This is a genomic window from Candidatus Saccharibacteria bacterium oral taxon 955 (genome assembly GCA_010202265.1).
Taxonomy (GTDB): Bacteria; Patescibacteriota; Saccharimonadia; order Saccharimonadales; family Saccharimonadaceae; genus Saccharimonas.
In genome coordinates this window covers 617,862-643,170 of record CP047918.1, presented here as the reverse complement: position 1 = coordinate 643,170, position 25,309 = coordinate 617,862, and the positions used below count along the sequence as shown (strand labels likewise).

General features: G+C 46.5%; 25 protein-coding genes and 3 tRNA genes. 22 read left to right on the top strand and 6 right to left on the bottom strand.

The window, feature by feature from the left end; all coding sequences use genetic code 11:
• Positions 1-317: 317 nt before the first annotated feature.
• From obgE to sbcB, 4 genes are all read left to right on the top strand, one after another.
• A complete protein-coding gene (gene obgE / locus GWK75_03445) occupies positions 318-1,631 on the top strand; it encodes a GTPase ObgE (GenBank protein ID QHU91481.1) in 1,314 nt (437 codons plus the stop codon).
• Between the two features lie 96 nt (positions 1,632-1,727).
• The gene (locus GWK75_03440; protein ID QHU91480.1) at positions 1,728-2,708 is read left to right on the top strand and encodes a serine hydrolase; all 981 of its coding nucleotides are present in this window, start codon (positions 1,728-1,730) and stop codon (positions 2,706-2,708) included.
• A 137-nt stretch (positions 2,709-2,845) separates the two neighbouring features.
• A complete protein-coding gene (locus tag GWK75_03435) occupies positions 2,846-3,085 on the top strand; it encodes a hypothetical protein (protein QHU91479.1) in 240 nt (79 codons plus the stop codon).
• A gap of 3 nt (positions 3,086-3,088) precedes the next feature.
• Positions 3,089-4,504 carry an exodeoxyribonuclease I gene (gene sbcB, locus GWK75_03430; GenBank protein ID QHU91478.1) on the top strand — a complete coding sequence of 472 codons (1,416 nt, stop codon included), beginning with the start codon at positions 3,089-3,091 and terminating at the stop codon, positions 4,502-4,504.
• Positions 4,505-4,544: 40 nt separating this feature from the next.
• On the opposite strand, the gene GWK75_03425 is transcribed toward sbcB, so the two are convergent.
• Positions 4,545-4,844, bottom strand: coding sequence for a hypothetical protein (locus tag GWK75_03425; GenBank protein QHU91477.1), 300 nt, complete (start codon positions 4,842-4,844; stop codon positions 4,545-4,547).
• 103 nt (positions 4,845-4,947) lie between these two features.
• Here GWK75_03425 and uvrA point away from each other — a divergent pair, with 103 nt between their 5' ends.
• Positions 4,948-7,761: an excinuclease ABC subunit UvrA gene (uvrA, locus tag GWK75_03420; GenBank protein ID QHU91476.1), complete on the top strand. Its 2,814-nt coding sequence runs from the start codon at positions 4,948-4,950 to the stop codon at positions 7,759-7,761.
• Positions 7,762-7,788: 27 nt separating this feature from the next.
• Here uvrA and GWK75_03415 read toward each other — a convergent pair whose 3' ends face one another.
• Positions 7,789-8,469, bottom strand: coding sequence for a DedA family protein (locus tag GWK75_03415; protein ID QHU91475.1), 681 nt, complete (start codon positions 8,467-8,469; stop codon positions 7,789-7,791).
• Between the two features lie 101 nt (positions 8,470-8,570).
• Between GWK75_03415 and GWK75_03410 the strand changes: the two genes are divergently transcribed.
• Positions 8,571-9,290: a 50S ribosomal protein L25 gene (locus tag GWK75_03410; GenBank protein ID QHU91474.1), complete on the top strand. Its 720-nt coding sequence runs from the start codon at positions 8,571-8,573 to the stop codon at positions 9,288-9,290.
• Between the two features lie 70 nt (positions 9,291-9,360).
• Here GWK75_03410 and GWK75_03405 read toward each other — a convergent pair whose 3' ends face one another.
• Positions 9,361-11,109, bottom strand: coding sequence for an ATP-binding cassette domain-containing protein (locus GWK75_03405; protein ID QHU91473.1), 1,749 nt, complete (start codon positions 11,107-11,109; stop codon positions 9,361-9,363).
• A gap of 243 nt (positions 11,110-11,352) precedes the next feature.
• On the opposite strand from GWK75_03405, the gene GWK75_03400 reads away from it, so the two are divergent.
• Complete coding sequence (locus tag GWK75_03400; GenBank protein QHU91472.1) at positions 11,353-11,940, top strand: NUDIX domain-containing protein; 588 nt, start codon at positions 11,353-11,355, stop codon at positions 11,938-11,940.
• A gap of 6 nt (positions 11,941-11,946) precedes the next feature.
• On the opposite strand, the gene GWK75_03395 is transcribed toward GWK75_03400, so the two are convergent.
• Positions 11,947-12,321, bottom strand: a complete 375-nt coding sequence (locus tag GWK75_03395) for a rhodanese-like domain-containing protein (GenBank protein QHU91471.1) — start codon at positions 12,319-12,321, stop codon at positions 11,947-11,949.
• 73 nt (positions 12,322-12,394) lie between these two features.
• On the opposite strand from GWK75_03395, the gene GWK75_03390 reads away from it, so the two are divergent.
• From GWK75_03390 to GWK75_03345, 10 genes are all read left to right on the top strand, one after another.
• Positions 12,395-12,811, top strand: coding sequence for a hypothetical protein (locus GWK75_03390; protein ID QHU91470.1), 417 nt, complete (start codon positions 12,395-12,397; stop codon positions 12,809-12,811).
• Positions 12,798-13,133 (top strand): thioredoxin, encoded by a 336-nt coding sequence (gene trxA / locus GWK75_03385; GenBank protein QHU91469.1) that lies wholly within the window; start codon positions 12,798-12,800, stop codon positions 13,131-13,133. The genes GWK75_03390 and trxA overlap by 14 nt, the downstream gene beginning before the upstream one ends.
• A 27-nt stretch (positions 13,134-13,160) precedes the next feature.
• Complete coding sequence (locus GWK75_03380; GenBank protein ID QHU91468.1) at positions 13,161-14,711, top strand: GIY-YIG nuclease family protein; 1,551 nt, start codon at positions 13,161-13,163, stop codon at positions 14,709-14,711.
• Between the two features lie 24 nt (positions 14,712-14,735).
• The gene (locus GWK75_03375) at positions 14,736-15,134 is read left to right on the top strand and encodes a prepilin-type N-terminal cleavage/methylation domain-containing protein (protein QHU91467.1); all 399 of its coding nucleotides are present in this window, start codon (positions 14,736-14,738) and stop codon (positions 15,132-15,134) included.
• Between the two features lie 15 nt (positions 15,135-15,149).
• On the top strand, positions 15,150-16,337 hold the full coding sequence (locus tag GWK75_03370; GenBank protein ID QHU91466.1) for a M24 family metallopeptidase: 1,188 nt from the start codon (positions 15,150-15,152) through the stop codon (positions 16,335-16,337).
• A 43-nt stretch (positions 16,338-16,380) separates the two neighbouring features.
• Positions 16,381-16,773 (top strand): phage holin family protein, encoded by a 393-nt coding sequence (locus tag GWK75_03365; protein QHU91465.1) that lies wholly within the window; start codon positions 16,381-16,383, stop codon positions 16,771-16,773.
• The gene (secG, locus tag GWK75_03360; protein ID QHU91464.1) at positions 16,774-17,007 is read left to right on the top strand and encodes a preprotein translocase subunit SecG; all 234 of its coding nucleotides are present in this window, start codon (positions 16,774-16,776) and stop codon (positions 17,005-17,007) included.
• A 10-nt stretch (positions 17,008-17,017) separates the two neighbouring features.
• Positions 17,018-18,820: a hypothetical protein gene (locus tag GWK75_03355; GenBank protein QHU91463.1), complete on the top strand. Its 1,803-nt coding sequence runs from the start codon at positions 17,018-17,020 to the stop codon at positions 18,818-18,820.
• Positions 18,821-18,847: 27 nt separating this feature from the next.
• A tRNA-Leu gene (locus GWK75_03350) sits at positions 18,848-18,935 on the top strand.
• Positions 18,936-19,061: 126 nt separating this feature from the next.
• Positions 19,062-19,135 (top strand) — tRNA-Cys (locus GWK75_03345).
• Positions 19,136-19,159: 24 nt separating this feature from the next.
• On the opposite strand, the gene GWK75_03340 is transcribed toward GWK75_03345, so the two are convergent.
• Positions 19,160-19,747: an alpha/beta hydrolase gene (locus GWK75_03340; protein QHU91462.1), complete on the bottom strand. Its 588-nt coding sequence runs from the start codon at positions 19,745-19,747 to the stop codon at positions 19,160-19,162.
• A 24-nt stretch (positions 19,748-19,771) separates the two neighbouring features.
• Here GWK75_03340 and GWK75_03335 point away from each other — a divergent pair.
• The 5 genes from GWK75_03335 (at position 19,772) to GWK75_03315 (ending at position 24,871) form a co-directional block, all read left to right on the top strand.
• Positions 19,772-19,857 (top strand) — tRNA-Leu (locus GWK75_03335).
• A 160-nt stretch (positions 19,858-20,017) separates the two neighbouring features.
• Positions 20,018-20,986, top strand: coding sequence for a GNAT family N-acetyltransferase (locus tag GWK75_03330; GenBank protein ID QHU91461.1), 969 nt, complete (start codon positions 20,018-20,020; stop codon positions 20,984-20,986).
• A gap of 178 nt (positions 20,987-21,164) precedes the next feature.
• On the top strand, positions 21,165-22,235 hold the full coding sequence (locus GWK75_03325; protein ID QHU91460.1) for a hypothetical protein: 1,071 nt from the start codon (positions 21,165-21,167) through the stop codon (positions 22,233-22,235).
• Positions 22,213-24,243, top strand: coding sequence for an NAD-dependent DNA ligase LigA (gene ligA, locus GWK75_03320; GenBank protein QHU91459.1), 2,031 nt, complete (start codon positions 22,213-22,215; stop codon positions 24,241-24,243). Before GWK75_03325 ends, ligA begins: the two co-directional genes overlap by 23 nt.
• A 1-nt stretch (position 24,244) precedes the next feature.
• The gene (locus GWK75_03315) at positions 24,245-24,871 is read left to right on the top strand and encodes a DUF1653 domain-containing protein (protein ID QHU91458.1); all 627 of its coding nucleotides are present in this window, start codon (positions 24,245-24,247) and stop codon (positions 24,869-24,871) included.
• A 48-nt stretch (positions 24,872-24,919) separates the two neighbouring features.
• Here the strand turns inward: GWK75_03315 and GWK75_03310 are convergent, their stop codons facing one another.
• Positions 24,920-25,237, bottom strand: a complete 318-nt coding sequence (locus tag GWK75_03310) for an RNA-binding protein (protein QHU91457.1) — start codon at positions 25,235-25,237, stop codon at positions 24,920-24,922.
• Between the last annotated feature and the right edge of the window lie 72 nt (positions 25,238-25,309).

Here is a 25,309-nt window from a genome sequence, read left to right as displayed (position 1 = left end):
GGGTCGTTTGGTTCGTACCCCCAGACTGTTATCACTATTTCTGCCTCTCTATTGTGCGCTATGATTGATCTGCGCAGTTGGCAGAATATGTCGGAGGGTTTAGTCCCTGGCGGAACCTCCATGGAAGTAGATATGCTTCCTATGCTTGTTTCTCCGTTCGTGTACTTGGCCTGGTAGCTCGCCCAGACGAAGAACTCTTTCAAGGTGTCTCCTGTCTATAATAGGGTGCACTTCTACGTCGGGATTGACATAGAAGGATTGGTATTATTAAAACAAAATTGCATAGATATGTCAATAATGCTACACTAGTTTTGGATATGTTTATCGATATAGCAAAGGTAACGGTACAGGCTGGTAAGGGCGGTGATGGGGCCGTTAGTTTTCGACACGAAATTTACGTTGACAAGGGTGGCCCTGACGGTGGAGATGGTGGGCGTGGTGGTGATGTTATTTTTTTGGCGAGTGAGCAACTAAATACTCTATTAAAGTTTCGCTATCAGCCACGCCTCATAGCTAGTGATGGTGTAAATGGAAGTAAGCGCAAGATGGCTGGACGATCCGGTGAGGACCTGGTAGTAAAGGTGCCAGTTGGAACGGTTGTGAAACGTGACGGTGTGGTGATTGCTGATTTAGTATCGCCTGAGCAGAAGGTGGTCGTCGCCAAGGGTGGCGATGGCGGTTTTGGTAACGCCCACTTCAAGTCATCGACACGCCAAACACCTCGTATGGCAGAACTCGGTGAGCCTGGTGAGTCGTTTGAGGCTGAGCTAGAGCTAAAGTTACTGGCTGATGTTGGGCTGATCGGTTTTCCGAACGCCGGTAAATCGACGTTTTTGAGTGTGGTATCAAATGCTAGGCCAGAGATAGCTAATTATGAATTTACTACTTTGACACCAAATCTCGGTGTCGCAGACGTCGACGATGGGTCAATTTTGATTGCTGATATCCCAGGTTTGATCGAAGGCGCCTCGGAGGGTAGGGGCTTGGGCGACCAGTTTCTGCGTCATGTTGAGAGGACGGCGGTGCTTCTGCATATGATTGACGCTTATAGCGATGATCCAGCGGAGAAATATTTGGCAATTCGTCGTGAGCTAGAAAAATACAGTAAGGATTTGACGAAGCGCCCAGAGATAGTTGCACTTACCAAGTGTGAGGGACTGGATGATGAGATTATTGCCATGCAGGCAACCGCACTGCAAAATGTGACTGGTGGGGCGCAAGTGGTAGCGATTTCGTCGCAGACACACCATAATATTAAAGAGCTGTTGCGACTACTTCGTCAGGAAGTTGAGGACTATCGACAACGTGAAGCGAAGGTTGTTGAAACATCTGGCGATGACGTGCCGGTGATTTCTCTGGGCGAAGGGGAGTCGACCGACGACTGGTCGGTTGAGCGGTTAGATGATGTTGAAAAAGAGGACGGCGAGGTAGTTAGAGTATTCAAAGTGACCGGCAAAAAGATAGAAAAGTTTGCACGCCGTACTAATTTTGATCAATTTGAGGCGGTTAATCGTTTGCGCGACATTATGAAGCGACTTGGTATTTCTCATGAGCTTATGCGTCGTGGCGCTGAGGGGGACAGCTATGTTGTCATTGGTGAGTCTCAGCTGTTTACTCTAGTCGAGCAGTAACTTGAATGATATAGAGTGGCGCTAGCGTTGACTAAGCGAGAGTCGAAGAGAATAATACCGTCTTGTATTATAATTAGGTGGGTCTAGGAGGGGATTATGGACAATACAATTTTGAAAAACAAGAAAATCCACCAGGCGACACTGTTGGTATATAAGGGCAGTGATAAAGTCGCTGAAATGTCAAAGGGGGATATGACGAGCGATTCACCGTTTGCGATTGCGAGTATCTCGAAATTATATACTGACGCACTGATCTTTTGGCTGATTGATCAAAAACGACTTAACTACGATTCATGTTTGACTGATCTGTTGCCGGGTACCATGGTTGACGGACTGTCGAATATCGATAAAGTAACAGTAAGACATTTGGTTGATCAGACGTCAGGTTTTGCGAACTACGAGATGGATAAGTTTCCGAACGGTACAGTGCTGTTTGAGGAGCTATTACGACACGACCGCCCAGTAGATGTAGAGGGCGCATTGAAAATGGTGTCTGAGTTGCCGTCTAGGGGTGAGCCCGGCGAGCGCGCATATTACGCTGATATTAACGCGCTACTGCTCGGTGAGATTTGTCAGAATATTACTGGCAAATCACTACCTAAATTGCTTGAACAGGTTATTTGTCGGCCGCTTGGACTCACTAGTACGCATTACTATACCCTGACCGAAAAAGATGTCGCTCCAATTTATAATGGTGATTGTGTAGCTATGCTCCCGAAATATCTTTCAACACAGATGGCGCAGGGTGGCATAATTTCGACCAATAAGGAGCTAATGAGGTTCTTGCAGGCATTTTTTGGCGGTGAGCTATTTTCTAAGGAGCACATTACCGATCCGACTTTTCGACCCATTCAGTTTGTACCACTTAAGTACGGAAGCGGGATGATGCAACTAAAAATCCCACGTATACTGTCTCCGTTCATCCCAGCTCCAGAGATTATTGGCCATAGTGGCGTGAGTGGTAGTTTTGCTTTTTACTGCCCTTCAAAGGATGTGTTCGTGACGGGAACAATTAATCAAGTCAAACATCGGCCGTTTGAAGTAATATATCGGTCAATAGACAGGGTCACGCAGTAATACGGTGTAAATGTTGACCCCGAAGGTGGAGGGATATGGTTGAGACTGGGCTATTCCTGTAGTTTTTTTGTGATTGCGGCGGATGGCGCTAGGGTAACTTTGTTTGGTATACTAAGTGTGAAATGATAGGAGGGTCTATGTTTGAGCGATCAAGACAAGAGGTGGACGTGATAGAGAAACTAGTACAAGACGGAGGGTTTAATCTACTAGTGCGGAGACTAGAAATAGAGGGTGAGCCGACGGAGCAAGACGTAGCTGAAATCAGCGAGCTGTTTGCGATGGTGGCCGATAAATATGACTTAACACCTGATCAGGTTGATGCTGCAATTCATGCAGTACACGATAGGCATAAGCTGTATCAAGAGTACGTGTCTTAATCAATGGCGCAGACATTCTTTTTCTACGATCTCGAAACGAGTGGATTGAGCTCGCGTCAGGATAGAATCATGCAGTTTGCTGGACAGCGGACGGACATGAATCTCGAGTCAATTGGTGAGCCTTATAATATCCTCGTTAAACTAAATGATGACACATTGCCGAGTCCTGACGCCCTTATGGTTACAGGTATCTCTCCGCAAAAAACCCTCGAAGAGGGCTATACTGAGAGCGAGTTTTCGCGTATTTTGACGGAAGAGATTTTTACACCTGATACGATCGCGGTTGGTTACAATAATGTTAGGTTTGATGATGAGTTTGTGCGCCATTTGTTTTGGCGTAATTTTTATGACCCTTATGAGTGGTCTTGGAAAGACGGTCGGTCACGATGGGATCTGCTAGACGTTATTCGGATGACCAGAGCGCTCCGACCCGATGGGATAATCTGGCCGTTAGATACAGAGGGCAGGGCGACTAATCGGCTTGAGCTACTAACGAAAGAGAATGGGATCATTCACGAAAATGCTCACGATGCTCTGGCTGACGTTATCGCGCTGATTGACGTAGCGAGGTTGGTCAAACAAAAACAGCCTCAGTTATTTGATTATCTATTTAAGATGCGTGACAAGAAGGCCGTGCAGCAACTTGTTAATCTAGATAATAAGCAGCCGTTTGTTTATGCGAGTGGCCGATATGATATCGCTTGGAATAAAGCGACCGTAGCCTTTCCTCTGACGAGTGCCGCAAATGGTAACGTTGTAGTTTATGATTTGCGCCATGATCCAACTCCGTTTGTTGGGCTAGACGACAAAGCTCTAGCTGATAAGATTTTCGCAAGCTGGGAAGAGCGACAGGCTGATGATTTTATTGCTCTACCAGCCAAGATTTTACAGTACAACCGCTGTCCAGCAGTGGCTCCGCTAGGGGTGCTTGAGCAGGGTAATGGTTGGACAAAGATTGGGCTTGATGCCGAGACCGTCCAGCGTCATATGAAAATACTTTTAGCTTATCCTGAATTTGCGGAGCGTTTGCGAACAGTGTTTGAACGCAAGAAGGAATATTCTGCTTCGCCTGACGTCGAGGGTCAGTTGTATGATGGCTTTTTGAACGACCGCGATAGGCTTCGAGCGGAAACGGTACGCAATGCGACTGAACGTGAGCTGGTTGACTTTCATCCTGATTTTTCTGATGAGCGTCTTGCGCCACTTTTGCTTCATTATAAGGCACGCAACTACCCGGATACCCTAAGCGAGTCTGAGGTAGTTGAATGGGAAAGGTGGCGAAGCGATAGGATACAGCGACAGCTTCCTGAGTTTATGAAATCCTTACATCGACTTGGTGTGACGTCTGGTGAATCTGGGCAGTTTATGCTAGAGGAGCTAAAACTTTGGGCGGAGTCGGTGATGCCGAGCGACGAGTAGATACTGGGCGCAGCTGTAGAGTTTATAAATAAGGTTGATTTTAGCTAGATTTTTGGTTGTGAGTTTTTGTAACTTTTGTAATTGATTTTGTTAGGTGAGTAACGATAACGTACACTAGTCCGACGTAAAATATAATCATAATCCATGACGGTAGCGCGACACCTGTACCAGGAAGGATACCAGTCAACAGGAGTCTGAGGACAACGCTAGCCAGCTCCTCGCTAACAATAATCGCTAAAATAGCACAAGCGATAAGTGAGTAAGGGATTAGTTTTTTAGCGTTTAACTGCATGGTTTTTTCTGAAATCAACACCAGTAATAGATCTTTTAATTGTATCATAAAATATACAAAATATCAATAATAACGTAAAATACCGTAACGCAAGATATCACGACCCTGGGGGACTAGAAAGACTTGGCAAAAGAATGTATAATAAACAGTCATGTCAGAGACAATTCGCGTAAAAGGCGCTAGAGAGCATAACCTCAAAGATATTGATGTCGAGATACCGCGTGATAAGCTTGTCGTCGTGACGGGGCTATCTGGAAGCGGTAAGTCATCGTTGGTCTTTGATACGATTTATGCTGAAGGGCAACGACGGTATGTCGAGTCACTTTCGAGCTATGCGCGACAGTTTCTGGGGATAATGGATAAACCTGATGTTGATAGTATAGATGGATTGAGCCCGGCGATTTCAATCGATCAAAAATCAACTAGCCGTAATCCGCGCTCTACAGTCGCTACAGTAACAGAGATATATGATTATTTGAGGCTGTTATTTGCGCGGATTGGTGTACCGCATTGTCCAGTTTGTGGTAAGCCAGTCCACCGCCGAACCGCTCAGGCAATTATCGATGAGGTTATGAAGCTCCCCGAAGGATCTAAGCTGATGGTGCTTGCGCCAATTGTCAGTCAGAAAAAAGGTGAGTTTATGCACATTCCAGAGCAGTATATGCGCAATGGATTTGCACGCGCTCGAGTTGATGGGGTTGTATATTCACTTGATGAGTTCCCAGAGCTTCAGAAATCGTACAAACATGATATCGAAATCGTCGTTGACCGTATCGTTATGAAGCCTGATGCGATCACACGCGTGACTCAGTCGATTGAACAATCGCTTGATATTGCCAGTGGAGTTGTTCAGTTACTCGATGCAGATTCTGGAGAAATTTATACCTATAGTCAGCGCTATGCTTGTGTCGACCATCCAGGGGAGGATATTCCCGAACTAGAGCCTCGTTTGTTTAGCTTTAATGCTCCGCAAGGTGCCTGTCCTGTTTGCACTGGACTTGGGTCGCGCCTTGAGGTTGATCCTGATCTTGTATTTAATCCAAACCTGACGATTGCTGAGGGGGCGATTAGGCCTTATAATCGTGTCAATTCAGATGCTTGGTATATGAAACGGCTGGCGGTTGTCGCGGAGGAGCATGGATTTAGTATTCATGTGCCAGTTAAGCAGCTTAGACCAGCTGATCTTGAGAAAGTCTTGTATGGAACGGGTAGTCAAAAATACCGCATCACGCTTAGCGGAAATCGTTTTTATGACTCTACTTATGAAGGGGTGATTCCAAATCTGGAGAGGCGACACAGGGAGACGGATAGTGATTTCATGCGTCGCGATATTGAGCGGTTTATGCGTGAACGTGAGTGCACGGCATGTAAGGGAATGCGCCTCAAGCCAGCCGTACTCGCAGTTAAGGTTCATGGACTTAATATTATGGATATGTGTCGTTTGGGTGTCGACGATGCAATTGAAATGATTGACGCCCTAGAGCTTTCGGACGAAGAAGAGTTTATCGCCAAGCCGATTCGAAAAGAAGTGAGGGCTCGACTTGGCTTCATGAGTAATGTTGGATTGAGCTATCTCGAGCTTTCGCGTGCGGCAAATACACTTTCGGGTGGTGAGGCGCAGCGAATTCGACTTGCTACGCAAATTGGCTCTGGTTTGCAGGGCGTGCTATATGTACTTGATGAGCCGTCGATTGGTCTTCATCAGCGTGACAATGATCGTCTGATTGGGACTTTAAAGCACCTTCGAGATCTGGGAAATTCTGTGTTGGTAGTTGAGCATGACGAAGACACGATTGCGCAGGCTGATTACTTGGTAGATGTCGGGCCAGGTGCTGGTGTGCGAGGGGGAAAAATTGTCGCTCAGGGGACGCCTGCCGAGGTGGCTAAAAATCCGGATAGTATTACGGGTCGCTATCTGGCTGGTGTAGAAAAAATACCTGTTCCCAAGAAGCGTCGAGTAATTGAAAAGGGTCGTAAGCTTATTGTCCGTGGGGCAAAAGAGAACAACCTGAAAAATATCGACGTTGCTTTTCCGCTCGGCGCTATGACGTTGGTGACTGGCGTGAGCGGAAGTGGTAAATCGACGCTTGTTAACGATATTCTTGCCAAAGAGTTAGCGGCTCGTTTACATCGTGCACAGGAGGTGCCTGGTACTCACGAGAATATTGAGGGTATTGAGCATCTAGATAAAGTTATCGTGATTGACCAGTCGGCGATTGGACGAACGCCACGCTCAAATCCCGCAACGTATACGGGTGTGTTTACAGCGATTCGTGAGTTGTTTGCGGGGACGCCAGAGGCCAATGTTCGTGGCTACAAGGCAGGACGTTTTAGTTTTAACGTAAAAGGTGGGCGCTGTGAAAATTGTCAGGGTGATGGTGTAATAAAGATTGAAATGCACTTTTTGCCAGATGTCTACGTGCAATGTCCTGAGTGTCACGGCAAGCGGTACAATCGTGAGGCGCTTGAGATTAAGTATAAAGGCAAGACAATTTCTGATGTACTTGAGATGACGGTTGAGCAGGCGTGTGAGTTTTTCGAGAATGTGCCAGCAATCTACCGTAAGTTGTCTACTATTCAAGAGGTGGGGCTGGGGTACATCAAACTTGGTCAGCCAGCGACGACGTTTAGTGGCGGTGAAGCTCAGCGAATTAAGTTGGCGAGTGAGCTGAGTCGTCGATCCACAGGCAAGACGCTTTATATTTTGGATGAGCCAACAACTGGTCTACATACGGCAGATGTAAAGAAGCTACTGGAGATTCTTCAAAAACTTGTCAATGGCGGAAATAGTATGATCATTATCGAACATAATCTCGAGGTAATTAAGTGCGCTGACTATATAATCGACATGGGTCCAGAAGGTGGTCAAGGTGGCGGAACGGTGATTGCTGAGGGAGTTCCAGAGGACATTGTGAAAGTTCCATCAAGCTTCACTGGAAAATATCTAAAAGCCTTGTTGAAATAAATAAAATTTCTAAATTAGTAGTAGTGGCTAGGACTTTTTGTTTGGTTTGATTTTGCCAAATATGACTTTGAGTTGACGAATGCTACCGTGAATTAGCTTGCCACGAGTAGTTGGGTTTTTGAGGGTATGGATAATCATCGGAGCGACTGATACAAGGACAATGATAATAGCTGCGACCTCGATGTTGATGCCTGCTTCGTGGAGAACTTTTCCTGCAAAGAACCCGAGATAAGTGAAGCTGGCTGTCCAAAGCAAGCCGCCAATCATGTTGAACAAGACGAATGTTTTATAGTGCATTTTGCTGGTGCCGGCGATAATTGGTGTGAAAGTACGAACAATCGGCACAAAGCGAGCGAGGACGATTGATATTGGCCCGTGACGATCAAAGAATTTTTCAGCTTCGATGAGATATTTCTTTTTGAAAAACTTGGTGTTCTCGCGTTCAAACAGCTTACGTCCAACACGATGCCCGAACGCGTATCCAGTACTGTCTCCCAGGACAGCTGCTACCCAGAGCAAAACTACAAACAAGTGGATATTGACTGCACCAAACGAGCCTATGCCTTGCTGAGCTAGAAAACCTGCGGTGAAAAGTAGGCTGTCACCAGGCAAAAAGAAGCCAATCAATAAGCCTGATTCTGCATAAACAACTAGTATTACGGCGAGAACACCAAGCCCTGTAATGAAGTTAAGAAGTGATTCCATCACGTTCAATTGTAGCATAACTCATGAGTAGGATGAGGTTTGCTATAATAATAAGCACTATTACCCTAAACTCCGTACGAGTATCTAACGAAAGGAAGAGAGAAATGGGAGACAGGATTAGTCTAAAGATTGAAGAGCGCAAGGTGCGAGGTAAAAAGGTTAAGAATCTGCGAAAAGCTGGCATCACTCCGGCGGTTGTCTACGGTCATGGTATGGAGCCAATGGCGGTACAGGCTGAAGCTGGTGAATTGCGTCGGGTTGTTGCGTTGGCTGGTCGACATACGCCGATCAATCTAACGGGAGTAAAGCGCCGAATCGCAATGATCAAGGATGTTGAATACAATCAGGTCAAGAGTGGCGCTATTCGTCACGTGTCATTTCATGCCGTAAAGGCGGACGAACCAGTAACGGCCGTCGTACCAATCCGTCTTGTCGGTACCGGGGAGAGCGAAGCAGAAAAAGCTGGGCTTGTCGTCTTGCAGGCGATTGACAAAATTGAGGTCAAGGCTCTGCCGATGGAACTTCCTGAGGCACTTGAGGTGTCGGTTATAAACTTGCGTGAAGCAGGTGACCATGTGACTGTAGGTGATATTATCGTGCCGGAAGGTGTTGAGATCGTCGACAAGGATGACGGCCGTGAAGGCACCGATGACGACGACGTAACGGTTATGGACTTAGTGGTTGCTAGCGCTTATGAGCCAGCGGCACTTGAAGCGGCGAACGATGCTGCTGCCGGCGAGGCTGAGGACGAGTCGACAGCTACTGCCGATGAGTCGGGTGATCAAGCTGGTAATTCTGGTGATGACTCAAAGGTAGAATCATAGACTAGACTACTTTTAAAAAATACTCCAGCAAAATTGCTGGAGTATTTTCTTGAGCTATGGCCAAAAGGGGCTATTCTTCGATAAATCCACCGCTTTGGCGTTTCCATAGTCTGGCGTAGACGCCTTTTTTCGCCAGTAGTTCTCTATGAGTGCCGTCCTCGATGATGCGACCATGATCGAGAACTATGATACGGTCGAGCTTGGCAATAGTTGACAGTCGATGGGCAATTACCACGCTAGTTCGGCCCTTCATTAGGTCGGTCAGGGAATCTTGAATTAGCTTTTCGCTTTCGCTGTCTAGCGCACTGGTAGCCTCGTCGAGTAGTAGGATTGGTGCATCCTTTAAGATAGCGCGTGCAATAGCGATACGCTGTCGTTGACCGCCACTGAGCTTGATGCCACGTTCACCGACCAATGTGTCTAGGCCGTCTGGTAAATCATTGATAAACTCCCAGGCGTTTGCCTGTTTTGCTGCTTTAATAATCTCTTCCTCAGTTGCGTTTGGTCGTCCATAAGCTATGTTTTCGCGTAGTGATCGATGAAACAATAAAGGTTCTTGTGGGACAAAGCCGATCGTCTGCCGGAGGCTTTCTTGGGTAAAGTCTCTTAGGTCGTGCTTGTCTATCGTGATTGAGCCCGACGACACATCGGCAAATCGTAAAAGCAAGTGTGAAATTGTTGTTTTGCCGGCTCCACTGTGGCCAACCAGTCCTACCTTTTGGCCGGCTGGAATAATCAGATTGATATCGTGAAGTACGAGCTCTTTGCTGTCTTCGTACCTATAATCAACGTGTGAAAGTGTAATCTCCGGTTTAATATTTGTAATGTGAGAGGCGGTTGGTTTGTCTACGACAAGATTTTTCTTAGCGAGCATTTCGGTCATTGGTTGGGCCTCGAGTAAAGCTTCTTGTAGGCCGTTTAGGAGTTCGGCGAGCGTAAATAGATTTGAGCCAATTAGCTGTAGGAAGCTCATAATAAACACAATCGTGGCGATATCAACGTTACCAACTGTAAGTTGGTTGATGCCTACGCCAAGTGTGATGATCTGTACACTCACCGCTAATAGTACTCGAACCGAGCCCTCACCAATCACAAATCCAACATCTTTCATAAATAGTTTCTGGAAACGATAAGCCATCCGTTCGAGGTGTTTGTATTCGCGTTTTTCGCCAGTAAAAGTTTTGACGACGAGCTGATTGGTGAGCGAGTCCGCGACGTGTCCGTGGATTTCACTACGGATCTCTCTACGTTCACGTCGCCAGTTTCGACGAATCCAAAGGCTGAGTTTGACTTGGGCGAGCAGAACAACAACTAGCCCAACGATTATAATTGCGAGAAGTGTCGATCGCGTAGCAACCACCCAGGTGCCGATGACGAGTGAACCGACAAAACCAAGTGTTCTAATTACCATTATGTCCTGAATGGTTGTTTCGCTGCGAATATAGTCTATATACTTACTAGTGAGCCCACCGATTTTTTCGTTGGCAAAAAAGCGCATATCTTTTGCCAGTAACTGTCGGAAGGTCTCGCGACGGAGCGCGCCAACCACTCGAGCTTCGTGAAAGACTAGCGATTGAAAACCGATCAAATTCGCGATAACGCCGAATAGACCTGTAACAACCGCAAATATAAAAAACTGGTTTGCGTCGCCAAAGTTGCGGTCAGTTAGTGCGCCGATCGTTTGGCTAAAAAAGAACGGGAGAGTGGATGTTATGAGGATGTTAGAAGTTGGCACCAACAAGAACATCAGCCAAAACGACTTCTTGTACTTTTTGACGTGTTGCCAATATTGAGAGAGGGTTAGGCGACCGATGCTCATATTAAATTACTCCGAAACTTCTTGAGGCTGGCTAGTATAGACGTGTTTATTATCAACTAAATCTCCTAAATCTTTTTTAAGAATTTATTATTTACTCATCGCGCCTGTTGGCTGCATAGGCCACAAATAGAGGAACCATTTGGTTCATACGTTTCTCTAGTATATGGTACAGCCCGGGTATCTGTAAACTGTTTTGAGATTTAAAGTGCCCGGCGGCGCTGGGGTTGCTGATATACTAAGCTTATGCCACATATCCACACCAGCCCTGGACAGCGCGACATGACGGTGAGCGCGTATATAATTCGTTATGAATCAGGTGAATATAAATGTCTTGTACACTTTCATCGCAAGATTGATAAGCTGATGCAGGTTGGTGGCCATATCGAATTAGACGAAAATCCTTGGCAGTCAATCGCGCACGAGCTAACAGAAGAGAGTGGATATGCTCTAGAGGAGCTAGAGATTCTCCAGCCCTATGACAGTTTGCCGGATGGCATTGGAAGTGTGTTTCACCCGACGCCGTATCTTTCAAATACGCACAGTGTTGGTGATGGTCACTATCATTCTGATTCTTGTTATGCATTCGTCGCCAAGACTGAGCCAAATAACTTGGCGGCCGATGGTGAGTCGCAGGATATCCGTTGGCTTAGTCTAAAAGAGCTTGAAGCGTCTGCTGAACTTGGTGATGTGCTTCGTGATTGTTACCGTATTTATAAGCATATTGTCTCGCATGTCGATCAAATGAATCGCGTACCTGCGAGTAGCTTTTCGCTTGAGATGCCAGCTAGCGCAGAGATTAGCTATAAGCGTGGTAGACCGAGCGAGTCCTAGCTGTCTTTAATCCGTGACTAACTTGTACCCTCGGTCTTTTACATCAGATAATCCGCCGAGGTCAGTCACATTTGTAAAACCAGCTTTTTTGAGGCTGTCAGTTGCGGCCGCGCTGCGATTACCGCTTCGGCAATATACGGCTATCGGCGTATCTTTTGCGACGTCAGGGTGCTTGCCAGATGCGATTTCGTTAGACGGAAGCAGTGTCGCACCTGCAATGTGTCCTGCTGAATATTCCTCTTTGGTGCGGACGTCATAAATCTTGGTTTCAGCTGGCAATTTTTGGGGCTGAGAAGCGTCAGTTTTGTTTTTGTCAGCGATTAGATATATTCCAGCACCGAGTGCGATAAGTATACCGATAGCAATGATTAGTCGTTTCATAATTTCCTCCGAATAACTATGGGGATATTATACACTAGTTGATTATTTAATGTAAATGGTTTACAATAAGAGTATGCCAGTCAATAGACGCAAAAGTTTATATGCCGATGAGGTCATGCGTATTTTACGCGCTCAAGGTCACGCTACAAATCAGGAGATTGCCAGAATATTAAGAAAGTATTTTCCAGCGGTAAGCGACACGACTGTGCATCGTGTGACGCAACGCTTGTTTGACGACGGCATGTTGGCGAAAGCGCCAATGACATGCGCGGGCTGCTTAAGGTATGACAGCAACCTGAATCCGCATGACCATTTCGAGTGTCGATGTTGTGGAGGAATCCGAGATATAATTGTGTCACCTGCTGTATGTCACGATATAGAGCAAGCGCTAGGTGGTTGTCGTATCACGGGGCAGCTAACAATTCAAGGAAATTGCCAATCATGCCTAGATGATCTTAATAAAAAGGAGGATAAAAATGGCATTATATAACATTACAACAAAAGCAGAGTTCAAGGAGAAAGTACTAAACAACGACAAGGTCGTGCTGGTTGATTTTTGGGCGCAGTGGTGCCCACCGTGTCGCGCGATCGCACCTGTCCTCGCGCAAATCGCCGAAAAAATGGACACCCAGGTCGATGTCGTAAAGGTTGACATCGAAGCTAGTCCAGATACCAAGGCGTTGGCGGAAGAGTATCGTGTACAGGGTATTCCTAACATGAATATTTTTAGGGCTGGGAAGGTTGTCGATACGATCGTTGGTATGGTGGCGGCTCCTCACTTGGAGGATATACTCAAGTCATATGTCAACTAGCCAGTATTCTCGTCGTATAATGAAATAGTGAACAAAATGCTTGAGCAAAAACTCAAATCCTTGCCCGGTTCGCCAGGTGTGTATTTTCATAAGTCAAAAACAGGCGAGATTATTTATGTTGGTAAGGCGGCTGTGCTCAAAAACCGTGTGCGTCAATATTTTCAGAGCAAAAAAGACTTTGATATAAAGACCTTGGTGTTAGTCAATGAAATTGACGATACAGATTGGGTTGAAACAGAGAGCGAAATTGATGCATTGTTTCTCGAGAGTGAGATGGTCAAGCGCTACATGCCACGCTACAATGTGTTGCTTCGCGATGATAAGTCACAGATGTTCGTGCGGATTGACATGAAAAGTGAGTGGCCTACGGTAACGTTTACGCGTAACCCAGCGGACGATATGGCGACGTACATCGGTCCGTTCTACAATGGTTACGCTGTTAAAAAGGCGTTAAGATATCTTCGCAAAGTGTTTCCATACTATATCAAAGAGCCACGTCGTGAGCGCTCTGATCTCGAGTCGCAGATTGGCCTAGCTCCTAGCCTAGATATGACGAGCGCTGAGTATAAAGCGTCCCTCAAAAAGCTTATTAAATATATCGAGGGTGGGCGCGTGACAATTGTACGGGAGATTGAGAGAGACATGAGGCGGGCGGCACGCAAGCAGGAGTTTGAAGTTGCGGCGGAGCTTCGCAATAAACTAACCTCCCTAAAAGAACTGCAGCGTCGGATTATGTTTGGCGACAAAGAGTTTATCGATATTTCCAAAGACAAATCGTTATCCCAGCTAGCGGAGCTTCTCTCGCTTCCGCGAAACCCAGTTCGAATTGAGGGTTATGATATCTCGCACATTAGCGGTACTGATGTAGTGGCCAGCATGGTCGTGTTTTCAAATGGAGCGAGTGATCGGTCGAATTATCGTAAATTCAAAATGCATCACCAGCGTAATGACGACACGGCAAATATCCATGAAACTATAACTAGAAGATTTAGCCAAAAAAATGTCAAATCTTGGGGTTTACCAGACTTAGTCTTGATTGATGGCGGAAAAGGCCAGCTCAACGCCGCTATTACGGCTAGAGATATGCTTGGTATAAATGTACCGATTGTGAGTATTGCTAAGCGTGACGAAGAATTGCTGATATCAAAGGCTGGATCAAATGTGATAGATTCGTTCATCCAAAAGTTAATTGCCGATCCGATTGATGGCGTGTCGGTTGTTGATTCGGGTGGCTATTATCATATTAACCTCCACGTAGGGCGATTGAACGCGGGTGCGCATTCACGTAATTTACGCGGTGGCGATGCGATTGGTCCATATGATGAACTTACGAAGCTTTTTCAGCGAATACGTGATGAGTCTCATAGGTTTGCGGTGAGCTACCACACGGCACTTCAAAGGAGCAGGGGAGCGAGGAGCCAGCTTGATGAAATTCCTGGCGTCGGTGCGGTTACCAAAAAGAAGCTACTCAAAGCATTTGGTAGTGTGCGCGGAGTGACGCAGGCGAGCGAAGAGGAGCTCCGATCGGTCGTTAGTCCGAAAATAGCAGGACGTATTCGTGCGCATCTGGCTGAGTGATAATGCTTGTGGTATAGTTGCATTATGAAGAGGCGTCAAGGATTTACCATTGTTGAAGTAATTGTGGTTATCGTGATAATTGCATCTCTCGCGCTACTGACTGTGTTTGCGTTTGGTGCTTGGCGGAAACGCACCGCCAAAACTGAAATGCGCCAAGAGATTATGACAGTAGTGTCTAGTCTAAAGAGCTATCAGGCGTTTCAGAATAAGTTTCCAGGAACACCAGGCGGATCTGCGGTGTCGCCTAGGACGATATCGGGGCTCACCTATAAACCGAGTGCTAATGTTGGTGTAACTTATGCGTTGCGTCTTGACGGTGAAAGCTATTGTCTAAAGGCGCAGAACTACGCGGTCCCAGAGGCTCCAAATCTCTATCTCGACTCTAAGGCTGGTGAATCAATCACCGAAACGCCATGTAGCTAAGCTATAATAGATGCTATGATGCATGAACAGCAACGTCAGCGGGTTTTTGAAGTAGCAAAAAGTGCCTTGATTGTTCTGTCGGCTTATGATGAGATGCAATTATCGGGTGATATGGCGGCTCCATTCTTGCAAGAATCGTCGTTTTGGTGGTTGACCGGCATAGAAGAAGCTGGATGGAAGTTGATTTTAGATGGTAGTCGAAAAAAGTCGACTCTAGTCCGTCCAGCACGTAGTCAAGTCGATGTCGTATTTAATGGTCGTATGACGGATCAGCAAGTTTGCGAAATAAGTAGAATTGATCGAATTATAGATATCGATGATTTCGAAAAAGAACTTCGACAACTGCGACGACACCACTCGATCGTTCAAACAATTGACAATATCCATTATGGCGATACGATGCACCTAAATCCAGCGCAAAATGAGCTTAATAAGACGTTGAAGCGGATATTTGATTCAGTACAAAGCTGTAATCAGATGATTGCCGGACTACGAGCCATTAAACAGCCTGAAGAGTTAAAGCGTATGCAAAAGGCAATCGACGTTACTACTCGAGCGTTTCAGGACGTGCGAGAGATACTCGATAGCTGTCGATCAGAAAATGAAATTGAAGCTGAGTTTACGTACCGATTTAGACGAGCGGATGCGCTGCATGCCTATGAACCAATTGTCGCGTCTGGCAAAAATGCTTGTACGTTGCACTATATCGCCAATAACGCAAAAGTTGACGCAAGGGATACGGTACTGATCGATATAGGCGCACGTGTTGATGGCTACTCGGCAGATATCACTAGGACGTATTGTCGCAACCCCACCAAGCGCCAGAGAGCAGTCCATGAAGCAGTTTTAAAGGCTCAGAAAAAGGTGATCGCTCTCATTGCGCCTGGATTGCCCGTTAGCGAGTATGTCAAAAAAGGCGACATGATTATGAGAGAGGCGCTTCACGACCTAGGCCTGCTGGATGATCTGTCTGATGATAGTACGTTTCGGAAGTATTTTCCTCATGCGATGAGTCATGGCCTGGGGGTTGACACTCATGATAGCCTCGGCTCTCCTCGCTGTCTTGAGGTAGGTATGGTAATCACTGTGGAGCCTGGTATATATATTGAGGAAGAAGGGATCGGGGTTCGTATCGAAGATGACATATTAGTGACAAATGATGGTAGTCGGAATTTAAGTGGTGCGCTGTCGACAGCGCTATAGCACTAGTATTTTTTTGGTATTTTTGCTATAATCATATCTAGTAATGAAACGACAGTTCTTGGTATTTGTGATTCGTTGGGTGCTTAATTCTTTTGGCCTCTGGATCGCTGTGCGTATTTTTGGCACTGGCTATAGTGAACAGCAGATAGACAGCGGATTTTATGTGTTTCTCGTTGCGGGATTGATTTTTTCGATTATCAACGCTGTTCTCAAACCGGCAGTTATTATCCTGGCATTACCGGCTATTCTGGTGACTCTCGGGTTCTTCACGATCATTGTCAATGGTCTTATGGTCTATATTTCTTTGCGACTAACTCCAGGACTTGAGATGACATTTTGGAATTCGGTCCTTACGGGTTTGGTGCTAAGTCTGGTAAACTATATAGTAAGTAGCGCACTTGAACTTGAATACATGCACGTGCGAGAGGAGAAATAAATGAATCTTTCGAGTATTTTACAGATTGTATCGATCGTATCGGCGGTATTAATGATCGTCGCGATATTACTGCAACAGCGTGGAGCTAGTCTCGGTGCGGGTTTCGGTGGATCAAGCGAGTTGTATACAACACGACGTGGTCTCGATAAGAATCTATTTGAAGTAACAATTTTTCTGGCAGTCACATTTGTTCTATCGATTTTGGTTGGGTTGGTTCTTCCAAATATAAAATAAGGACTGGCCTGTGCAGGACGATAAACAAGGGTGGAATCAATTTAGGCGCATCAAGCTTGATCGCAAGCAACTCGCCCGTCGTGTCAAAAAGGCAGAAGGTGCGACGCAGCGACACGCACATCGATTTATTACACGTCGAATTGATAACATCCGTTTGGTTGCTCGTGAGGTAGCTATATGGTTATCTCTCGTCGGCCTACTGATTGCTGGCCTTGGTGTACAGTTGTATTTTGGACAGCAGAACTACATTGCAAGTGCTCGAGGCGAGGGCGGTACTTATTCTGAGGGCTCGCTAGGCCAGGTTAATTCTATAAATCCGCTGTTCGCTTCTACCAGCACCGAGGCTTCCGTCGCTCGACTGATGTTTTCATCGCTTTATAATTACGACACAAGAGGTGAGTTGCATCAGGACCTGGCGACAGGTATGAAAATCGATGATTCTCACAAGGTGTATACCGTGACAATTCGTGATGGTGTTAAGTGGCATGATGGTAAAACGCTTACTGCCGAGGACGTTGTCTTTACAATTAACTTGATCAAAAACTCGGCGACTCGCGCAAACACTTCTCTTCGCTTGACTTGGCTTGATGCTTCGGTTCGTTCGATTGATAAGCGAACCGTTGAGTTTACGCTTCCGGCACCATATGCGTCTTTCCCGCATGCTCTCACGTTTCCGGTCGTGCCACGACACCTTCTAAAAGACACTGCTCCATCGGCAATTCGTGAAAGTGCTTATAGTCGGTCGCCTGTCGGGAGTGGGCCATTCCAGTTTAGGAGGCTACAAGAGGCGGATGCGGTGAGCAAGTATCGCGTTGTTCACCTTTCGGCTAACGGTCAATATTACGGAGGTAAGCCAAAGTTGGATAGGTTTGAGATGCACGCGTATCCGGACGAGAAGTCGCTTATCAGGGCAATTAATGTTGGTGAGGTGAGCGGGGCTGCTGATGTCAGTGTTTCAGCTGTTCGGCAAGTCAAGAATTCGCAGACCAAGATTATCCCGCAAAAGCTTGCCAGTGGTGTCTATATAATTCTCAATACGCAACAGCCAATCCTTCAGGACAAAGCGGTTCGAAAGGCTCTTCAGGTCGGTACCGATACTAAGGCCGTAAGGACGGGGCTTGGCGGCGGAGTCGGGGCGCTTGACTCGCCTCTGTTGCCTGGTCAACTTTTTGGCAATGATATTCCAGTTGCGCCCGCTCCAGATATCAAAAAAGCTACGGCAATACTCGACGAGGCCGGCTGGAAAATGTCTGGTGAATATAGGGTAAAAGGCGATCAAAAACTTACTCTCACGATTACAACCACGAAAGACCGAGAGTACGACGTAGTACTTAGGTTGGTTCAGGAGCAGTGGCGTAAGCTTGGGATTAAAGTAGAGGAAAATATTGTTGATACCTCAAATGCGGCCTCGAGTTTTGTCCAGAATACCCTTCAGGGTCGAAATTTTGATGTTTTGCTTTATGAGTTAGTGATCGGCGCGGATCCTGATGTGTTTGCTTATTGGCATTCGTCTCAGGCGACTACCATAGGACGCAACCTATCAAATTATATGAATCAGGTTGCTGACACCAATTTAGCTAGCGCGCGGTCTCGACTTGAGCCAGAATTGCGCAACACAAAATACAAGCAATTTGTGAAGCAATGGCTTGACGATGTGCCCGCGATCGCGTTGTATCAGCCCGTTGTTGAGTATGCCGTCAATGGTAACGTTGATTCGGTGTTACCTCACTCGACTCTTGTTACGGGCGTTGATCGTTATGCGAATGTGACGCAGTGGACTGTCCAGTCAGAGAATGTTTACAAAACTCCGTAACATAAGGTATAATTACCTGGTACATTTGCACTGGTGGCGGAATTGGTAGACGCGCTAGCTTGAGGGGCTAGTGGCCATTGCGGCCGTGGAAGTTCAAGTCTTCTTCAGTGCACCAAGCTAGATATCCAAGCGTTGGCTTGGATTTTTAGTTCGTGTAGGTACGGCGCAGTCTATATAGAAACTTTAGCAAATATAAAATTCGGTCAAGAGCCTCTGGTATTTGCTATAATATATGAAGCGTGGCGCGTTGGCGGAGCGGTTACGCAGAGGTCTGCAAAACCTTTTAGACGAGTTCGACTCTCGTACGTGCCTCCATGAAATAACCTTGAAAATTCGAGGTTATTTTTGTTTTAGTAGTGCAATCAGCTCGGGGAAGTCTGCGTCGAGAAAATGATTTTTATTGTCAAACGCGTGAACATGAGCGGTCGGTATGTCGGCCTCAAACTTGGCGAGCTCGGAGTAGGGCACGATGAAGTCGTCTCGACTATGGAGTAGGTGGACTTCGTCGGCGCTTTTTTCGATATCTTTTGCTGATGTAATCATAAAACTACCGTAGTCTTCGGTGCTGTCGTTATAGCCAGCGGCGAGCAGTATCAGCTGGTGGACTGGTTTTTTGAGAGGGTTTTCGTGAAGATATTTTGCGAGAAACATTGCACCCAGGCTGTGTCCGATAAGTCGTACGTCATCACTGAAATAGGGAATAATTTTCTCAAACCAAATTACCCATTCGTCATATTGGGCGTTAGCGCTATTTGGCATGGTAGGGATCAAGATGTCGGCCCCTGGAAAGGCTGCGATAACCGTGTCCTTCCAGCGCTTGTTGGGTCGTAGCTGATCGACGTCGAGCTGTCTATTTTTTAGGTCTTTTAGGTATTTATCATATGAGGAAAAACTGTCGCCGCCATGAATAATAACAATTTGTGTCATATTTCTAGTATACTAGAAATATACGCGCGGGTGATGGAACTGGTAGACATACTAGACTTAAAATCTGGGGCCCACAAGGCGTGCGGGTTCGACTCCCGCTCCGCGCACCAAGTACGGTTTGGGCTAGTGCTCAATAAAATTTTATCCACTAGGCAACCAGAGAGTAGGCAGCGTACTTGGAGTTGAATACGAGCTTATTTGATGATATAATATTAAGTGTCCTATCCCGTCGCGTCAAGGGGACGTGACCAATTCAGGAAGGTGTACATTATGAATGGTATTTTGATTCGAGAGGCGAATCAAAATGATCTCAGCTTTGTCTCTTCTATAATGAAGAGAACCCTGGGACCTTTCTACTCTGGCAATCAATACACACGAGCGAAGAATATGTTCGCTAGTGTACAGGGCGGAATTGACTACCTCGCGGTACCCATGCGGCGAGTATTTATCGCTGAGTATGCTGGTAAATCAGCTGGCTTCGTGAGTGTTGTCGTCAATCGGCTCAATCGGTGGTCAGCAAAAATTCTTACGCTGATTGTGAGCGAAGAGTATAGAGGAAAGCTGGGTATTGGCAGCGCGCTATTGGAGCATGCCAAAGAATTTGCCCGCGGTGCAGGTGTCACTCAGTTGTACTGCACCGTCTCTGAGCTAAACCAGAAAACACTAGAATTCTTTCTCCGAAAGGGTTTTTGTGTTGCTGGAACGGCGAGGGAACAGTATAAACGGGGCGCACAGGAGGTCATTCTTTACGAGCCCTTGGGTGTAAGAACCAGTTCATACGAGATCAATGTGGTGCCATTTAACGATTGGCTTCACAGTGAGTGCACTTATGAGCTTATAATTTCGCAGGCAGGCGAAGCCTTTAGCGGAATTGATGAGCGTTGGGTGGATGAACTGTTTGCCGAAAGCGACCTTGGGTTTAGATCTAGGCGCCTCTATGTTGCCATGAGGGCTTCGGAGGTAGTCGGGGTGGTCGGCGTACTACCAAAGGACGGTTCACTCGTTAAGCTAGAGCCACTTGTCGCCATGTCAGATATGGCACTAGAGGCACTCCTGGTTTACTCGCGAGTAGTAATGGGCATAGAGCGTAAGCTTTATACCCATATTGTACCCAGGTCTTGGCAGGTTGCCTGCCTCCAGCGTAACGGCTGGAGACTTGAGGGCGTATTCCCTGGCGAGCATGACGATGAGGGTGCCATCCAGCAGTGGGGGTTTGTTTTTACTGACCCTCTTATATAGTAGAGATGTTGAAATATCGTAAAACATAAAGTGACTTTGGCTAGTGTCACTGACGCCTGATTCTAAGGTGTCGAACAACTAGCCATTTTTTATTTGGCCCTAAAGACTCGGTAAAATTGGTGACGACCGGCTGACCTTGGACGTGGCTCTTGAGTACCTGAGCTGGTATACTGGGGTTATGTCAAAAAAGGGGAAGAAACCACAAAAAAAACAGTCAATTTGTCGTCGGGTATGTGGCTGGTTTTTGGGGCGGAGGAATAATCTCGTTGATCGATACAAAAAGTTTTTGGCGCGTCGTCCGCACAGAAGCTTTCGGCGAACTTATCGACGCGATTATGTCCGAAGCCTCAAGTTACCAGGCTATGTCGCATTTACGCGTCAGGTTTTAAGCACACTCCGCATCCACAAACGGACATTTTTACTTCTCGTTATATTGTATGCGGCGATATTGATTCTGATCGGTGGAATCACGAGTCAAGAAACATACAGCCAGATTAATACGCTGCTCAAAGACTCTAGTAAAGACTTGTTTAGTGGTGGCATGGGAAAAGTTGGTGAGGCGGGTCTACTGGCAGTGTCGGCGTTTTTGACTGGATCGAGCGACTTATCGGTTGATCAGCAGATTTACCTCGGGATTACTCTTTTGTTTGTTTGGCTGTCTACGGTTTGGTTGCTTAGAGAGTTCTTGCTAAAGCGTAAACCGCGATTGCGTGACGGGCTGTATAACTCTGGGTCGCCAGTAATTGCGACAGTGGTTGTTTTGTTTGTGCTGACTATCCAGCTGGTGCCAGTTGGCCTAGTGGCTCTTATGTATGCGGGTTTGACTTCTGTCGGGCTGGCGCAGAATGGATTCGGGAGTATGTTGTTTTGGCTGTTTGCAATTGTGGTCGCGGTGCTGGTGTTTTATTGGGCGACAAGCACCTTGATCGCACTGGTTGTCGTTACCTTGCCGGGTATGTATCCGCTTCGTGCACTCAAAGCCTCGAGCGATCTCGTGATCGGTCGACGACTACGCATACTATATCGATGGCTATGGGCAGTGCTAATAATTATACTGGCCTGGATGATTGTAATGATACCGGTAATTTTGCTTGATACTGCTATTAAGTCAGCTTTACCGGCGATCCAAAATGTACCAATTGTGCCTTATGTGGGCGCATTTATGTCGTCGGCAACGGTAGTTTGGTTTGCAGCATATGTTTATTTGTTATACAGGAGAATTGTTGATGATGATGCAAAGCCAGCTTAGTCTAGCTGATGCACGGGAGAGAGTAGCAAAACTCCGAGAGGTAATTAACGACTATCGCTATCACTACCACGTACTTGATGAGTCAACGATGAGTGAGGCGGCGGCGGATAGTCTAAAGCACGAGCTGTCTCAACTCGAGGAACGGTATCCTGAGTTGGTGACGCCTGATAGTCCAACTCAGCGAGTTGCTGGAAAGGCGCTTGATAAGTTTACCAAAGTTACACATCGTACGCCGATGATTAGTCTAGCGGACGTATTTAACCGCGAGGAGGTAGTGGCTTGGGTCGAGCGCATGCGTCGCACTTTGCCTACGGTTGACGATGAGTTTCTGTGCGACATCAAGATGGATGGACTGGCCTGTTCGCTAATCTATGAGGATGGTCTACTGGTTCAGGCGGTAACGCGTGGCGACAGTAGAGTGGGTGAGGATGTTACGATGAATGTTCGTACAATCAGTAGCGTTCCTTTGAGGCTTCGTCCAAATCAGCGATTTGCACATTTTTTGCGTGGTCGAACGGAAATTCGTGGCGAAATCGTCATGTATAAAGATGAGTTTATGCGTCTAAACAAAGAGCGAGAAGCTTTGGGTGAGCCTTTATTTAAAAATCCGCGCAATCTTGCGGCTGGAACAATTCGTCAGCTCGATCCTACGCTCGTTGCCGCCCGACCATTGCATTTTGTAGGATACGACATCATACGAGACAGCCTAGACGACACGCCGACGATCGCGTTTGGGTATCAGATGATGAGCGAACTCGGCATTGCAACTAGCAAGCTGACAAAAGTTGTCCGAGGTGTTGATGAGGTTATGGAATACATTGACCACTTAGGTGAAATTCGTGATGGATTGAGATTTAATACCGATGGTGCTGTGATCAAAGTCAATGACCGTGTGAAGTTTGCCAAGCTTGGTGTGGTTGGCAAGACTCCGCGAGCGGCGGTTGCTTATAAGTTTGCTGCCGAAGAAGCGACTACCGTTGTTAAAGATATAGTGATATCGATTGGGCGAACTGGCGCAGCGACACCGGTCGCAGTGTTTGATCCGGTGCAGATCGCTGGTACGACGGTCCAGCACGCTAGTCTGCATAATGCCGACGAAATTGCTCGACTTGATATTCGTATTGGTGATACGGTGATTATCTATAAAGCTGGTGATATTATTCCGCAGGTTCAACAAGTTTTGCTAGAACTGCGTCCTACGGGAGCGTTGCCATTTGATTATGTAGCAGAGCTGTCTCGTCAGTATCCGGAGCTTGAATTTGAGCGACCAAATGATGAAGTAGTGTATCGGGTAAAGGGGTTGACTGGCCCGATAATATTAAAGCGTGCTCTGCAGCATTTTGCCAGTAAGGGGGCGCTTGACATTGACACGCTAGGTGAGAAGAATGTTGAGGCTTTGGTTGATGCTGGATTAGTGCAGGATTTAGCTGATATTTATTCTCTACAAAAATCACAGCTACTAAAGCTTGATAGGTTTGCTGATCTTTCGGCAGAAAAGCTGATTAGTGCTATCGCTAACGCCAAAAATCCTTCGCTCGAGAGGTTTATATTTGGACTCGGCATTCGTCATGTCGGTATTCAAACGGCTATAGATTTGGCGAATCGATTCATGTCGCTGGAGCGTTTGTCGGTAGCAACTATTGACGAGTTATGTACGGTAGATGGAGTGGGTGGGGTCGTTGCTGAGAGCATTGTCGCGTGGTTTGCTGATGATGATAACGTAGAGTTACTTGAAAAATTTTCGAGTAACGGCGTTGTGCCCCGTTTTGAGCAAAAGACAGGTTCACTGGTCGGTAAATCGTTTGTGATAACTGGTACGTTAGAGAGTATGGGGCGAGATGAAGCGGCTGAAAAGATTCGGCTCCAGGGTGGAGTATTTCAGTCTTCGGTCGGCAAGGACACCGACTACCTAGTCACGGGTGGCAAAGTAGGGGCGAGTAAGCTTAAAAAAGCAGAACAATATGGTACGATGATTATTAGCGAAAAAGATTTTTTGGAGATGTTATAAGATGCCTCGGACGTTTCGGTTTGATAAGCTAGTTACTGATCTTGTGGTGAAGAACTCGATAGAAGAGCCACATACTCTTGATATCAAATACAGGGAGCTAAACGGTACGGCGCTTTTGCGAGAGTTGTGTCGTAAGCTGGTTGAGGAGGCTCGGGAAATACCCGTAGTAGAAGGGGCGACAAGAGAGGTGCTGGATGAGATTGCGGATGCTCAAAATGTTCTAGACGAGATTAAGCGTCGATATGGAATAGATGAATCAGTGATTCGAGATCATCAGTTGCATCGTCGAGAGAAAAAAGGCGATTTCTCTAAGGGCTATTATGTTGATGATGTAGTACTGAGGGATGATAGCCCGTGGATCGGATATTTTGAGGCAGACTCAGCGCGTTACCCAGAGGTGGTCGAGGGGCGTGAACGAGTTGTTCCAGGGGAATACGAACATTTTGAAGGCGATCGCTACGAAGTTTTGGGCGAGGGCCTACATAGCGAGACGGATGAGCCCTTAGTCATATATTGCCCTCTATATAACTCTCAGACTGCCATATGGGCTTGTCCTCGCAGTGTGTTTACCGAGATGGTCGAGACTGATGAAGGTCTGAAGTCGCGTTTTCGACGTGTTGATGACTAATTAAAAAACACGCCCAATCTTGGATGTGTTTTTTAACCTAACCTTCTACTACCAGCTACGCTGACGGAAGGCGTTGCCATTACCCGCGTTGTTGCGGAACCCGCCGTCACGTGGGCGCTCTTCTTTTGGACGAGCAACACTGACTGCGATCGCACGACCGTCAAGCTCTTTGCCATTAAGTTCGTCGATTGCCTTTTCATTGAGCGCTTTGTCTTCGTACTCTACGAAGCCAAAGCCTTTTGAGCGACCGCTATCACGATCAGTGATGACGCGGGCGTCCTTGACCGGGCCAACTGTCTCAAAAAAAGCTTTAAGCGTATCGTCAGTTGTCGCATAGGCGAGACTACCGATAAACAGATTTGCCATAATTTATTCTTTCCTATTTTTACTTATTTCGTCAGATCGACCATTTGTGTACCGGATCTGACGAAAGAAATA

Coding starts and splice junctions, on each gene's coding strand:
- GWK75_03390 (QHU91470.1), top strand. CDS start 12,395: ATGCCAGTCAATAGACGCAAAAGTTTATATGCCGATGAGGTCATGCGT.
- GWK75_03330 (QHU91461.1), top strand. CDS start 20,018: ATGAATGGTATTTTGATTCGAGAGGCGAATCAAAATGATCTCAGCTTT.
- GWK75_03315 (QHU91458.1), top strand. CDS start 24,245: ATGCCTCGGACGTTTCGGTTTGATAAGCTAGTTACTGATCTTGTGGTG.
- GWK75_03375 (QHU91467.1), top strand. CDS start 14,736: ATGAAGAGGCGTCAAGGATTTACCATTGTTGAAGTAATTGTGGTTATC.
- trxA (QHU91469.1), top strand. CDS start 12,798: ATGGCATTATATAACATTACAACAAAAGCAGAGTTCAAGGAGAAAGTA.
- GWK75_03370 (QHU91466.1), top strand. CDS start 15,150: ATGATGCATGAACAGCAACGTCAGCGGGTTTTTGAAGTAGCAAAAAGT.
- uvrA (QHU91476.1), top strand. CDS start 4,948: ATGTCAGAGACAATTCGCGTAAAAGGCGCTAGAGAGCATAACCTCAAA.
- GWK75_03400 (QHU91472.1), top strand. CDS start 11,353: ATGCCACATATCCACACCAGCCCTGGACAGCGCGACATGACGGTGAGC.
- GWK75_03325 (QHU91460.1), top strand. CDS start 21,165: ATGTCAAAAAAGGGGAAGAAACCACAAAAAAAACAGTCAATTTGTCGT.
- GWK75_03365 (QHU91465.1), top strand. CDS start 16,381: ATGAAACGACAGTTCTTGGTATTTGTGATTCGTTGGGTGCTTAATTCT.
- sbcB (QHU91478.1), top strand. CDS start 3,089: ATGGCGCAGACATTCTTTTTCTACGATCTCGAAACGAGTGGATTGAGC.
- GWK75_03340 (QHU91462.1), bottom strand. CDS start 19,747: ATGACACAAATTGTTATTATTCATGGCGGCGACAGTTTTTCCTCATAT.
- GWK75_03310 (QHU91457.1), bottom strand. CDS start 25,237: ATGGCAAATCTGTTTATCGGTAGTCTCGCCTATGCGACAACTGACGAT.
- GWK75_03435 (QHU91479.1), top strand. CDS start 2,846: ATGTTTGAGCGATCAAGACAAGAGGTGGACGTGATAGAGAAACTAGTA.
- secG (QHU91464.1), top strand. CDS start 16,774: ATGAATCTTTCGAGTATTTTACAGATTGTATCGATCGTATCGGCGGTA.
- ligA (QHU91459.1), top strand. CDS start 22,213: ATGATGATGCAAAGCCAGCTTAGTCTAGCTGATGCACGGGAGAGAGTA.
- obgE (QHU91481.1), top strand. CDS start 318: ATGTTTATCGATATAGCAAAGGTAACGGTACAGGCTGGTAAGGGCGGT.
- GWK75_03410 (QHU91474.1), top strand. CDS start 8,571: ATGGGAGACAGGATTAGTCTAAAGATTGAAGAGCGCAAGGTGCGAGGT.
- GWK75_03405 (QHU91473.1), bottom strand. CDS start 11,109: ATGAGCATCGGTCGCCTAACCCTCTCTCAATATTGGCAACACGTCAAA.
- GWK75_03425 (QHU91477.1), bottom strand. CDS start 4,844: ATGATACAATTAAAAGATCTATTACTGGTGTTGATTTCAGAAAAAACC.
- GWK75_03440 (QHU91480.1), top strand. CDS start 1,728: ATGGACAATACAATTTTGAAAAACAAGAAAATCCACCAGGCGACACTG.
- GWK75_03395 (QHU91471.1), bottom strand. CDS start 12,321: ATGAAACGACTAATCATTGCTATCGGTATACTTATCGCACTCGGTGCT.